Source organism: Streptomyces sp. NPDC001617, from assembly GCF_053596855.1.
Genome location: NZ_JBSFHA010000150.1, coordinates 1 through 13,207, shown reverse-complemented (window position 1 = coordinate 13,207; position 13,207 = coordinate 1). Strand labels below are relative to the sequence as shown.

Here is a 13,207-nt window from a genome sequence, read left to right as displayed (position 1 = left end):
CAGCATGCACATGCCCAGCGGATGGCCTGCCCGGCGATCAGTACCTCGATCGAGCGATCACGAACCGAGGAAGATCGGACTTAACGCCCACTGAGGTCCGGGGCGTAGGCAGGTAGTTGGAACACCGTGAGCCAGTCGGTGTTCGCCGCGAAGAACTCGCGCAAGTCTGTGGTCAGGTGAATGCGGACGTTGTCCCAGACCAGCACGATCGGACCATCCAGCTGGATCCGGGCGCGGACCAGCAGGTCACGAAAGTCCCGCGAGCCGAAGCCCTTGGGCTGGTTCTTGCGTCCGTGGTATTCGCGGACTGCGTAGATCAGTCGCGACCGCTCACCTGCCTTGTAGCAGGTCATGCCCACCATGGACACGCGTCCCGAGCCTCGGCCTCTGACTTGCACCACCGGCGTCTGGCCGATCCGGCCCCATGTCCTGGCACGCGGCGGCGTCAGCGACTGGCCGGCCTCGTCTTCGAAGACGAGGCCGGCCGTTGCAGGCCGCCGCGGTGCTCTTACCCGCGGCCAGACCTCTTTCTTCCACAGCTCCACCGCGTCATTGTCACGCTCGATCGCGCGGCGCGCGGGCTGCTGCCACGACCAGCCGTGACGCTTGAGTAGTCGCCACGTGCCCTCCACTGTGTATGAGATACGGAAGAGCCGACCGATCAGTTTCTTGACCCGCGCCAGGGTCCATCGCTGGTCAGCCCAGCCGTGTGCGAGCGGTCCACGCTCCAACTCCCGCTCCAACCTGGCGACCTGGGCACCGCTGAGCCTCGGCCTACCGGGCGACCCCTTCGAGGCGACACCAGCCGCCCCGCCCTCACGCCACTGCCCCCGCCACCGTTCCACCGATCTTTCAGACACCCGAAGAGTGGCGGCAATGGCCTTGTTCCAATCCCCGGCCTCGAACCGAGCCACAGCATCCAGCCGCACTCGCTCCCGGGCTTCCCTCTCGGCGTCGGTCAAGCCCCCGCCCTGCGCGTACCTCACGGTCACAGCAGTACAGCGCAGAGGACTCAACGCTCAGCCGAACGACCCGACATCACCCAATCAAGTTCAGTAGCCGCTAACGTGCTGGTCACTAGCGGCTTTGGCCGCTAGCCTCGATCTTTCGTGAGGGTCCGCCGACGGAGTCGGCGGACCCTTTCGCTTTCTGAAGCTGATGGTGGGCAGGCCGACGGCCCCGTTGTCGCGTCGGGTTGGCGCCGGGTTCCACGGCCGGGGGCAAGCGGTGTTGTCGTCGGGATGGCGGGAGTTTGCTGATCAGCCGGGGGTGGCCAGGAGCGCGAGCCGTTCGAGGGCGGTGGTGATCTCGCCGGTCCAGGGCCAGTGCTGGGTGAGGCGGAGAATCTTGCGTCGGCCGGTGGGGAGCCAGAGCCCAGTTGGGGGAGCGTCGGGATCGGCCGGGCCGGTTGGTGGGTCGTCCGGTCCGATCGCGGTGGGTGCTGGCCCGCAGAAGCACTACACGGTCCAGCAGCAGCCGGCCGCCGGCTCCTGCCACTTCCGCTACGAGCACGGCGAACCGCTTGAGGACCCGAAATGCATGCCGGGTGGGGTCTCCCCGGCAGTGGCGCAGGCGAATCTGAAGTCGACGATCTGCCGCAAGGGCGGCTACACCGCTGGTGTACACCCCTCTGCGTACGTGACGGGCAAGGAGAAGAGGCTGAATGCCGCCTGCTACGGCTACACCGGCCGTATGGCGGATGCCGAGTACGACCACCTGATCAGTTTGCAGCTCGGAGGTGATCCCAACGACCCGCGCAACCTGTGGGTGGAGCCGGCTGACCCGGGCCACAAGAAGGGCGCCGGGGTGAACAACAAGAAGGACCCGGTGGAGACGAAGCTGCACACCGCGGTCTGCGCCGGCAAGGTGTCGCTTGCCGCCGCGCAGAAGGCCATCGTCACCGACTGGACCACCGCCCTGACCACCCTTCACCTGGGTTGAAGGAGGCTGCTGCCGCAAGGGGTGGCCGCGACGCCTCCAGGTGTGGGAAAGCCCTGGCTGGACGGGGGAGGCCAGCCAGGGCCGTGAGTGGTGGCGGGCGGAGGGCGGTCGCCTCTCGGCGGGATGCTCCATGGGGCTTCAGCCGAACGATCGTCCCCATGGGCTATTGGTGAGGCCCGGGGACACAGTCCCCTCCGCTAGCCACGTACTGGTCAACGGCGAACTGCCGCCGGTTGTTCCGCCATTGGTGCTTCGCGCCCCGTGAAGTGGCCCACACACCGGAGGGTCCCGTCGTCCGCGTCTGCAGGCGATCAATCCGCAAGTGCTGCTCCAACAGGCCGTGGACATGGGGGTGATGAGCCGGAAGTCGTTCGCCGGGTGTCCCTCAGCCGCGCTTGATCGCGCAAACGATTCACAACTGGGGGAGGCGGTTGTCCAGGGCGGGATTCGCCTTCACGGCACGGTCGCGGACGAGGTTGTAGTGGACCAGTTCGGCGGGATGGTCGCGTCGGATCCACGGGACCGTGGAGACGAAGCTCGCGAATTCTTCCGCGGCGGCGGTGACGGCGTCGCTGTCGCGGTGGTCGATGCCCAGCTGCATGGTGAGGATCGCCCATTGGGCCGTCCATATTTCCGACCCGGAATCACGGATGATCTTGTCTGTGGTGTCGTACATGTGGCGCACGCTGGCCGGTATCCAAAACCGCTCCCGCTCTCTGCGGGCCCGGTCGGTGGCGAGGACGAACTCGGTCTCGAACCGGGAGCGGGCTGCCGCCGGCAGGTAGAAGTGCGCCCCCGCCCGCTGACTGAAGTCGAAATAGCCGCGGGAGAGGGGGAGTGCGTCAAGGGGAGCGGTCTGGTGGCGCAGGTCGAGGGCGACATGGACGAGCTGGCTCGTCAGCACACAGGTGATGAGATGGCGCTCGGCCTCTTCGCACTCGGCCCGCTTGGCATCCTCGAGCGCCTGCCTCAGGACGTGCAGAGCGCGCAGATGATAGCCGTTGCCGCGCAGGGCGATGGCCTCGTCGTGGACGGCATACAGGGCGGCGGGCGCATACGGGCCCTGGAGCTGCCGTATCCGCTGCGCGGCCCAGACGGCGGCCATACGGGCCGACTGCTGGCGCAGCTCGATCGCACAGATCCGCAGCATCTCCGACTCAAGTCCGGCATCGGGCGAGGCGGGGTACTGGGCCAGCGCCCACATGCACACCTCCGTCAGCGCAGCGGCGCGCCCGTCCTTGCTGGTGTGAGCGTCGCGCAGGTCGTGAAGGAGTCCGGCCAGCCAGTCGGTGTCCGGCGGTCTGCTGCCGGAGCGGATTGTGGCGGGCACCAGGTGGATGAGGGACGCCGGCAGCGGCTGGCCGATGGCGAGGAAGGGAACGGGATAGCGGGAGGCGTCTTCCAACGGCAGCCGTTCGATGTGCTCCTTCAGATGGATCCGTAGCCGGTAGCCGCGGCTGCGGGCCGCGCTGCCCTGCGGGCGCGCCTTGCTGCGGGGCACGGGGGCGCCGCGCATCTGGGCGGCGAGCGTGTCCAGTGCGTGGGAGGCATCCTGGCGAGGGTCGCGGTCACCGACGTCGAGCTGCGCGTGCACGGCGGCGAGCGCGGCCTCCAGCTCGGCGGGGGAGAGTGCTTTATCGCGGGCCGCCGGCGCGCCGGGCGGGGGAAGCCGGAGGGCTACGGCGCGGTGCACATTGTGCACGTGACGCACCGTCAGATTCCACTTGGCGGCGAGGTTCTTCTTCGCTATCGGCACTGGTGCCATGCCCGCCGCCCGCAGCCAGATCGAGGCGTTGCGCGGACTGACATCGCCCAGGCCCACCAGCTTCGCCACGAAGGCGACGGGATGCTCGTGTCGGCCGGAAGCCTCTTCCACCGTTGCCTCCCCCGAGGAACGACCATCAGGCCGATACTTCCGATCTGCGTGACGTTAGGCGGCTTGGGTGGAGGTGTCTAGACAGTGGGGGTCATGGTGGCTGCCACACCCCGCCGTCAGACGGGGCCAACCACCGCCGGTCAACCGGCAGATGACCCCGAGGGGGATTTCGATGCTGGCACTCGAGTGGTCCGCCCTCGCCGTCCTGGCTCTTGGTCACCTCGTGCGCCTTTTGACGGTACGGTGTCTGGCCCGCAGTCAGGAACGCCGGGAGCACCAGCTGTTGCAGTTCCTGGCCGCATGCGCGGACAACCACGCCGCTCGGCGTCCCGTCGCCGAAGCCCTGCGCGCGCTGCAGACGGTGCCGGGCGCCGCAGAGCGCTCCCGGGGCGGTCCCTCGCGCGATCAAGGTGCCTCCGGCGGCGGGAACAGCTGACGCGCGCTGCGCCGCACGGGGGGCCTTCCCCCGTGATGGTGGACACGCTTCGTTGATCACGCGGCGAGTGTGAGCTTAGCCGCGTGGTGTCGGCGTTCGTATTCGTTGGGGCTGAGGTGGCCGTTGGCAGAGTGCCGGCGGCGGGTGTTGTAGCGGGTCAGCCAGGCAAATGCCGTCCTTCTGCAGGTGTCGGCGTCGCCGTAGTCGCGGGCGCCCTGGAGGGTCTCGCGTTTGAGGGACGCATGGAAGCTCTCGCAGGCCGCGTTGTCCGCGCTGGTGCCGACCGCGCCCATCGATCGGGTGACCCCGAGCCGGTCGCAGAGATCGGCGAAGGCTCTTGATCCGTATTGGGCTCCGTGGTCGGAGTGGAACACGGCGCCGTCCAGGCCGCCGCGGGTCGCAGCCGCCATCTGCAGTGCGTCGGTGACCAGGCTGGTGCGCATGTGGTCGGCGATGGACCAGCCGACGACCTTGCGGCTGAAGCAGTCCAGCACGGTCGCGAGATAGAGGAACTCTCCGTCTTCCAGGGGGAGATAGGTGATGTCGCCCATGTATTTCAGGCCGGGTTCGGGGGCGGTGAAGTCCCGCTGGAACAGGTCGGGAACCGGTGCGGTGGCCGGGTCCGGGATCGTGGTGCGGACGCGTCTGCGCAGGCGGATGCCGGTGATGGAGAACGTCCGCATGATGCGGGCGACGCGTTTCTCGTTCACCCGCAGACCCTTGTCCCGGAGTTCGGCGGTCACCCGTGGGGAGCCGTAGGCGCCTGCGGACTCGCGGTGGACCTCGCGGATCCGCTCGGCCAGGAGCCGGTCGTTGCCCTGCCGCAACGTCCTCGCCTGCCGGCCGGCAAGCCACTTGTAGTAGCTGGACCGGTTCACGTCCAGGACCTGGCAGAGCCGCTTCACCTCGTAGGTGTCCCGGTGGTCGTCGACGAACTGGAAGCGGCTCCTCACCAGTTCGTCTCCCCGGCGAAATACTTGGCTGCCTTGCGGAGTATGTCCCGCTCAGTGGCGAGTTTCCGCTCGCTCGCCTCGAGCTCGGCCACCCTCGCCTCAAGTTGCCTGATCCGCTCGTCCGGATCGTCGGACGGCACCGCTGCCCCCGGTTGGACGGCCGGCTGTGCGGCCGCAGTGGTGACACCACGGCGTTCGCGGTCCCGCAGTACCCACTCCCGCAGCGTGGCCCGGTTGATGCCGAGGTCGGTGGCGATGCTCTTGTATGTCGCCCCGGGCGTGGACTCGTACAGGGCCACGGCATCGGCCCTGAACTCGTCCGAGTAGTCCTTCATCGCCATCGGCGGTCTTCTCGCTTCCTCCGGATCAAGCAGATCCAGTATCAGCGTGTCCACCACTCAGGGGGAGGTCCCGGGAGGGGATGCGGAGCCGAAGGTACCGACCCCACCCATCCCCGCTCGGGAGAGCGCTTTCATCGCGAGCAAGCAACATGCCTTGATCGAGCAGGGCTTGCATCTCCAGGGTCCGTGTCGGCCACCTACCCCGCGTCGAAGCGTGCACGCAGCACCGCCCCGACGGTGATTCCTTCTCGAACTTCCGCGGTCGTCGTAGTCCTCGGGCTCGAGTAGCTGGCGACGGTGATGCGGGCGAACCTGTGCGGCCTTGCCCCTGGCACGCACGTCACAGTCCGGATGCGTCACCTCGGCAGCTGGTTCTTGCGCTGCGCCTGGCCCGAGAGCGCACCCGCCAGCGTTTGGACGCAGGAGCCGGTCCTGGGGCCGCGGCCACCCCGATGGAAGTCCTCCTGCTTGCCACGGACCGGGGCGACGGTCGGCGGGGAGCGGAGCCTGGTCCTCCGGGCGCCCCTGGTGCGCCGTGTGTGCTTCTTTCACGCCCTGCGCGCGCTCCAACTCTCCCTGTTTGAAGGTGCCTTGGGCCTCGTACGTTGGCCTGTTCGCCTCACGCGGGGCGGCTCCGGCGCGAGGCGGGCCGGGTTCGGCATCCGGTTCGGAAGGGGTGACACGTGGAAGCCACCGCGCTGCACGCGCGTCGGGAAAAAGTGGCCGCTGAGGCACAACAGTGGGCCGACGCACTGGTCGATTTCGGGCCCTACAACACGCTGTTGCACTTCAAGGACACCAAAACCGCGTCGCTGGATGTGACCGACGCGAATCCGCAGGCCCTGACCTCGCTCCTAGCCGCCCGCAAAACCCGCCTGGCCGCCCTGTTTCCCGCTGCCGCAGACCACGGTCCTGCCTGCACCCGTGCACGGAGCCTGCGCCGCAGGATGGTGGAGCTGGATGAGGAACAGGGCATCGAGGCCGGGCGCCTGGCTCTTGGCCTGTTGCGCGTCGACCCGCCGCCCACGCGCGGCAATACGCCTGTGCCGGCGCTGCGCGCCCCGCTGCTGCTTCAACCTCTGGCCATCCAGCCGCGTACCGCGTCCGAGAACGACTTCGTCCTCGAGGCTGCCGGCGAGGCGGAGATCAATCCGGTGCTTCTGTACGCGCTCAGCCGCCACTACGGCATGGACGGCGACACGGAAGTGCTCGCCGACAAGGTGTCCACCGCATTGGAGGAGTGCGCGGACCCGGCCGACCGCATCCCCCTCGCCTACGAGATCCTCGAGGCCGTTCTCGTCCGCAGCAACCTGACCGTCGAGCTGGAAGAACGCATCGTGGCGGGCGTCTTCAGCTTCGACCGGCTCCCTATGGTCCAGGACCTGCGCAACGCCACCGAACTGCTGGCCGACCACCCGGTCATCGCCGCCCTGGCCGGCGACAGGGAAGCAAACCGTGCCCTGGCCGAGGACACCGGCTCTCGTGCTCCAATCAGCGCCGACGACATCCCGCCCCGGTCGGAGTACCTCGTTCTCGACGCGGACGCCTCCCAGCAGAAGGTCATCAATGCCGCGCTGGCCGGCTCCCACCTGGTGATCGAAGGACCGCCGGGAACGGGCAAGAGCCAGACCATCGCCAACCTGATTACCACCTTCTCGGCCCTGGGTAAACGCGTCCTGTTCGTCGCCGAGAAACGCGCCGCGATCGAAGCCGTCACCGACAGCCTCGCCACCGTGGACCTGGACGGACTGGTCTTCGACCTCCACGGCAACAAACTCAGCCGCCGCCAGATCGCCCAGCAACTGCACGACGCCCTGGAGCGGGCAGGCCAGCAAGCCCCGCCTCGCCCGGCCGACCTGCACACCGGCCTGACCCACTACCGCGAGGAAACCCTCCGCCACATAAAGGAGTTCCACCAGCCGCTCGATCCCTGGCAGGTGAGCCCGCACCAGGCGATCACCCATCTGATGGGCTGCCCGCCATCCCATCACACCCGCCTGCGGCTGCGCGGCCCCGCACTGCGCCACCTCCACGGCGAGCACTACCGCCAGACCGAGCAGGATCTGCGGACGTTCGTCGCCACGAAAGGACTGACGGTCCGCCGCGGCGAATCCCCCTGGTCTTACACGCCGGCCCGCACCGAGGACGAACTGCGCACGGTGGTGGACGGCCTCGACCAGCTCGTCGGCACGGCGCTGAGCGACACCCGCCGGACCCTTGCGAACCTGGTGGACACCGCAGGCCTGCGCCGGGCCGACGATCTCCAGGGATGGCAGGCCCTGCTCGCCCTGCTGCAGGACGTCACCGCGACACTGGCCCGCTTCGAAGCGGCCGTCTTCGCCCCCGGCCTGGATGATCTCATCGCCGCCAGCGCGAGCCGCGCCTGGCGCAAGGAGCACGGCCGGCGCATCGGCTGGTGGATCCGCCGGAAACTGATCAAACGGGCGCGTGGCCTGACCAAGGACGGTCTGCGCGAACGCCCTGCGCTGCACGCCGCTCTGCGGCAGGCGGCCGACCAGCGCACTCGCTGGCAGTCGCTGTCCGTGACCAGTGGCGCGGACCCGTGGACCGTCCCCGGACTCTCCCGCGCCCTGGCCGCCTTCACCGATCTGCAGAGCCGTCTGGCCGCGATAGCCCTGTGCGTGCGCTGGGACGGCTGGCAGACCGCCCCCGCCGACGACGTAGACAAAACCATTCAGCGCCTCGACGGCGACCGCGACACCCTGCTGCGCATGCCCGAACTCAACCAGCTCACCGACCGGCTCGAAGCCGCCCAACTCGGCGGCCTCCTCGACGAGCTGGCACACGCGGACGCCGATCCCGACACGGCGGTGGCCACCTTCGACTACCTGTGGTGGTCGTCGGTGCTGGAGGAGGCCCGCATGCGCTCCGCCTACCTGCGGTCCTTCACCCGTCTCGAACACGACCACGTCGTCGAGCAGTTCCGCCTCCGTGACCGCGACCACCGGGACAGCAACCCCGCCCGCGTCCGCTACGAGGTCGCCACCCGGCTACGCAAGGTCCGCGACGCCCACCCCGACCAGAACACGCTGGTGCGCACCCAGGCCCGCCGTAAAACCCGGCACCTTCCGCTGCGCAGGCTCGTCGACAAGGCCCCCGACGTGTTGCTGGCCGCCAAGCCGTGCTGGGCCATGTCGCCCCTCGTCGTGAGCCGTGTCCTGCCGGCCACTCGACTGTTCGACGTCGTCATCTTCGACGAGGCCAGCCAGGTCCTGCCGCACGACGCGATGACCTCCATCATGCGCGCACGGCAGGTCATCGTCGCCGGAGACCCCCACCAGTTGCCGCCCACCACCTTCTTCCAGCGCGTCCTGAGCGGCACCCAGGAGCACACCGACGACGACCTCGACGACGCTGCGCCCCCGCCCGACTACGAGTCGCTGCTGGACCTGCTCTCCAGCCGGCTGCCCCGCGTCCACACCCTGAAATGGCACTACCGCAGCCGCGACGAACGCCTGATCGCCTTCTCCAACCACACCATCTACGACGACCGGCTCGTCACCTTCCCCGGTACCGCCCTCGCCAGCCCCATCCACCTGGTGGCCGTCGACGGCCACGCCCGGCCCGGCCAGAACGGTTCCGTCCCCGAGGAAGTCGAACGCGTCGTCGAACTGGCCCTCGACCACGCCACCCACACCCCTGATCTCAGCCTCGGCGTCATCACCATGGGCCAGCGCCACGCCGACCGCATCACCCTCGCCCTGCGCGATGCTCTTCAAGACCGGCCGGAACTCCAGGAGTTCTTTAGCCCCGACGCCGGACCCCGACGGCGTTTCTTCACCAAGAACCTCGAACAGGTCCAGGGCGACGAACGCGACGCCATCATCCTCAGCATCGGCTACGGCAAAGGCGCCAACGGCCGACTGTCCATGTCCTTCGGCCCGCTCAACAACGACGGGGGAGAGCGCCGTCTGAACGTCGCCATCACCCGCGCCCGCCAGACGATGACAGTCGTCAGCTCCTTCACCCACCACGACTTCGACCCCGGCAAACTCAAAAACACCCGCAACCGCGGGCCCGAACTGCTGCGCGCCTTCCTCGAGTACTGCTCCCACGGCGGAGACCTCCACCGCACCGGAACCGCACGCACCGACTGGAACCTCAACCCATTCGAACAGCAGGTCCTCACCACCCTCGAAGCCTCCAACGTCCCCGTCACACCGCAGTGGGGCGTGTCCGGCTACCGCATCGACTTCGCCCTCGGCCACCCCGAACGCCCCGGCCAGATGATCCTCGCCGTCGAGACCGACGGCGAGCGCTACCACAGCGCCCCCAGCGCCCGAGACCGCGACCGCCTGCGTCAGGCACACCTGGAACGACTCGGCTGGCGCTTCCACCGCATCTGGGCCGCCGACTGGTTCACCAACCCGAACACCGAACTCGAACGCCTCCTTGCCACCTGGCGCGATGCCGTACGACAGGCCGACGAAACCCCCGCCCACCCCGCCGGCATACCCCGCCCGGCAGCACCCCCGCCCCCGGCTTCTACCCAACGCCGCCCCCGCCCCGCCCTGCCCGCAGCGGATCGCATCGGCGACTACTCCGACGCTGACCTGCTGGCCTTGGCGTCCTGGCTGCTGAGCGACGGATTCCAACTCGACCGCGACACCCGCATCAACCAGGCCATCACTGAACTGGGCTTCAAAAAACGCGGCCGCGTCATCGTCGAACGTCTCACCTGCGCCTTCGAACAGGCCCAGCACACGGCAGACAAGGAGACCCAGCAGTGAAGCCCCTCGACCCCCTCACCCTCGAACGCGTCGCCCGCCTCATCGTCGACACCGACGGTCCCTTCGAACGCCGCGGCTACCAACTCACCCAGCTCCTCCAACGCGCTGGCTGGCCCCAGCCTGCCGAGTACGACGGCTCACCCCGCATCCCCTGGCTCACCGACATCCTCACCAGCACCGACGACTTGGCCGCCGTCAGCCGGCTGCTGTGCCGCATCTGCGACCCACTCGAATACGACGACGGCCTCGCCTCCGCCGACCTCATCCGCCAGGAACTCAACACCCACCTCGCCGCCGAACAGCTCACCGTCACCTACGTCTCCGGACGCCCCGTCCTGGGCCAGCCCGGCACCGACGGCCACACCACCGTCTTCACCGTCCCCGACGACCTCGAAGCCCGCATACGCCCTCTCGTCAGCAGCGAAGACTTCCTCCAGCAGCTCATGGAACGCGTCACCGAAACCCAGATCTGCGAACAGCACGGCGCCTACGGCCTCACCATCATCGGCATCGGCAGCTTCGCCGAAGCGCTGCTCCTGGACGTCCTCACCCACCGCGACCCCACCCTGCTGCAAGGCTTCCCCATGCCGAACGGCAAGCGGGTCGCTCCCGAACGGGCCAGCTTCTCCCTCCTGCTCGACACCGCCCGGACCCGAGGCTGGATCCAGATGGACGCCCACGACTTCATGAAGATCGTCCGCGACTACCGAAACTTCGTCCACCTGCGCCAGCAACAGGAACGAGGCGTCACACCCGACCGCGACACCGTCGGCATGTGCTGGGGTCCGGTCCTCGCCGTCCTCAACGACCTCGAAACCAGTCGCTAGCAGTCCGGCTGCGTTGCGCGCTCCGCCATGCCTCGAGCGACGGCACGCGGATCCGGCGGCCTGGCACGACCGGCGGCGGAAGGCGTGGCCGTCGGAGTCGGTGTCGAGGCCGACGGTCGGACGGAGCGGCGCGGCCTGCGCCTGTGGCCGGTCGGCACCGTCTTGGACAGCGCCCCGGTCGTCCCCTCCGTCAACCCTGGGATCGGCGAGCCGATCCCAGGCATATGCATCAGCCGCCCGCCTTCGTAGGTTCTCCTGCTGTGCCCAAGCCGTGGGTGGTGACGTACTGGCATTGCTTGCTGGAGTGCGGCTTGGGAAGGGCATACCGCGATCGTGAGGGGGCGGCATAGGTGGTGGTGCACTGGCGGTCGACGCTGCACGCTGAAAGGCCTCACTGGCCTCGGGGTCACGCATGCGCGAGGTGGTCAGCGGAGAGGTGTCACTAGGCCAGCTGAGGTTGGTGTAGATGCCGATGCGCGTCATTGCCTGAGCGGACGCGAGGCCGTGGTCACCCTTGACTCATGAGCAACCGTCCTCTCGTCGTCGTGGAGGCCCCGGACGACCGGGGACTGCGGGCCGTGCGAGTGCGAGGGGAGACCGTCGGCAGCGCCTGGTCGCGGCGCGACCTGGAGCGGCACGTTCGTCGGGCGGGCTCGCCGGAGCTGGATCTCGACGATCCTGCCCGGGTCCACTGGCTGGCGGACCCGTCTTGCTGGCCCGACCGACGATGGCGCAGACGAGGAGCCGGTGTCCTGATGGCGCTGGGGCTTCTCGCGTCCGCGTCGGTGCTTTTCCACGTGGGCAGCACAGACGCCTTCAACGCGCTGGCGTATGGGGGCCGAGTCATGGGTGTCGCCTTCCTCACTGCGGCACTGGTGGAAGCAGTTGCGACCCTCGCGGTGTGCGACTACTGGGGTAAGAGGGTCCTGCGCTACTCGGGCGCGGCGGTCCTGGTGGGCGTGGGCACCGTGACGGTCACGAACCTGATGTTCCTGATCACACAGATCCAGGGCTGCTCGTACACTCCGTTCCTCTGGCTCTGGATCACCCTGGTGCTGTGGGCTGCTTGGGCCTTTTGGCTGCTGACCCGTCAGAAGGCGTGGCAAGGGGTCCCGCATCCCAAGGGTGTCGCCCTCAGTGTGGTGGTGTCCGGCATCGTCGGAATCTCGAGCCTGGCTTATTCACAGATGTACGTTCCTTATTCGACGCCCGTAAGAATTCCCTTCAGTGTCTCGTTCGGTGATCCCACGGTGAGCGCGGACGGCGCTTCACTTCATGTTCCGGCACATATCGAGTTCCGTAACATGGGATCCGTGCGGATCTATGTCGTGGGCACCATGTGGACAGTCAATGGATGGCCTACCAAATTCACTGAGAAGGGCGTCAGCGAGGACACGTGGAAAAGCGACACGTGGGGTTACGACGAAGCGCTGAAGCACGTCGCCTACTCCCCTTCTCGCATGCTGGGAACCGGCAAATTCGCGGAGCCGGGGGACCGGTTGGACCCCGGCGTCGACCTCTCGCAGGATCGAGTGGTCGACGTGCCGCTGCGATCGGGGCTCGGTCGTGTGGAGATCGATGCGACCGCCTCGTTCATCCGAGCCGACCGGGGAAAACTGGGGAACAGCTACGGCGGTTCTGGCGCCCCTTCCTGGGACCTGGCGTCGGGGAAGCATCTTGTGGACGCTCCCCCCGGGGTCGCGCGTTCCGGTGATGATTTCTACCGCTACTACTCGAAGATTTACCACAGTAGCGAATTGCTGAACCTGACGCACGCTATCGACTACGCGACAACCTGGTGGGTTTTCCCCAAGTGGCATCAGGGTGATGATTTCGCCGAGGGCGACACGAACCCCGTCCTTGTCCCTTCCATCTCGCGGGACCCGGAAGGTGTGGAACGTCTCAGTGACTCGGAGCAGGAACCCTATGGGATGACCACGAATTCCCGATGGACCGAACGCAGCCTCGATGAACTTTTGAAGGCCGCTACTCAGGTTGAATCCGTGATGTCCGGTGTCTCGATCAGGCCCTGAAGGTCCAGGCCGGTGGTCGGCAGGCAGCCTGTGATCAGGTGCGGCCGGT

At 67.9% G+C, this 13,207-nt stretch carries 7 protein-coding genes and 1 pseudogene; 5 read left to right on the top strand and 3 right to left on the bottom strand.

What is annotated here, in order from left to right; genetic code table 11:
- Positions 1-89 precede the first annotated feature (89 nt).
- Positions 90-986: pseudogene (locus ACWC09_RS51020) on the bottom strand (IS630 family transposase); the annotation flags it as partial.
- 448 nt (positions 987-1,434) lie between these two features.
- Here ACWC09_RS51020 and ACWC09_RS51015 point away from each other — a divergent pair.
- A complete protein-coding gene (locus ACWC09_RS51015; RefSeq protein ID WP_450858982.1) occupies positions 1,435-1,941 on the top strand; it encodes a hypothetical protein in 507 nt (168 codons plus the stop codon).
- 412 nt (positions 1,942-2,353) lie between these two features.
- Here ACWC09_RS51015 and ACWC09_RS51010 read toward each other — a convergent pair whose 3' ends face one another.
- Positions 2,354-3,817, bottom strand: a complete 1,464-nt coding sequence (locus tag ACWC09_RS51010) for a hypothetical protein (RefSeq protein WP_450858980.1) — start codon at positions 3,815-3,817, stop codon at positions 2,354-2,356.
- Between the two features lie 172 nt (positions 3,818-3,989).
- Here ACWC09_RS51010 and ACWC09_RS51005 point away from each other — a divergent pair, with 172 nt between their 5' ends.
- The gene (locus ACWC09_RS51005; RefSeq protein ID WP_450858978.1) at positions 3,990-4,253 is read left to right on the top strand and encodes a hypothetical protein; all 264 of its coding nucleotides are present in this window, start codon (positions 3,990-3,992) and stop codon (positions 4,251-4,253) included.
- A 56-nt stretch (positions 4,254-4,309) separates the two neighbouring features.
- Here ACWC09_RS51005 and ACWC09_RS51000 read toward each other — a convergent pair.
- Positions 4,310-5,547, bottom strand: a protein-coding gene (locus tag ACWC09_RS51000; RefSeq protein ID WP_450858977.1) for an IS3 family transposase whose coding sequence is annotated in 2 segments (ribosomal slippage) — positions 4,310-5,223 and positions 5,223-5,547 — 1,239 coding nt in all. Because the reading frame shifts where the segments join, the coding sequence is not laid out codon by codon here.
- Positions 5,548-6,230: 683 nt separating this feature from the next.
- Between ACWC09_RS51000 and ACWC09_RS50995 the strand changes: the two genes are divergently transcribed.
- The 3 genes from ACWC09_RS50995 (at position 6,231) to ACWC09_RS50985 (ending at position 13,158) form a co-directional block, all read left to right on the top strand.
- Entirely contained in the window at positions 6,231-10,298 is a 4,068-nt protein-coding gene (locus ACWC09_RS50995; RefSeq protein WP_450858975.1) for an AAA domain-containing protein, read from the top strand.
- The gene (locus tag ACWC09_RS50990; protein WP_450858973.1) at positions 10,295-11,125 is read left to right on the top strand and encodes a hypothetical protein; all 831 of its coding nucleotides are present in this window, start codon (positions 10,295-10,297) and stop codon (positions 11,123-11,125) included. Before ACWC09_RS50995 ends, ACWC09_RS50990 begins: the two co-directional genes overlap by 4 nt.
- Positions 11,126-11,646: 521 nt before the next feature.
- Positions 11,647-13,158 (top strand): hypothetical protein, encoded by a 1,512-nt coding sequence (locus ACWC09_RS50985; protein WP_450858971.1) that lies wholly within the window; start codon positions 11,647-11,649, stop codon positions 13,156-13,158.
- Positions 13,159-13,207: the final 49 nt, after the last annotated feature.

Excerpts from the sequence above, each read along its gene's own strand:
- ACWC09_RS51005 (WP_450858978.1), top strand. The coding sequence starts at position 3,990 with ATGCTGGCACTCGAGTGGTCCGCCCTCGCCGTCCTGGCTCTTGGTCAC.
- ACWC09_RS50985 (WP_450858971.1), top strand. The coding sequence starts at position 11,647 with ATGAGCAACCGTCCTCTCGTCGTCGTGGAGGCCCCGGACGACCGGGGA.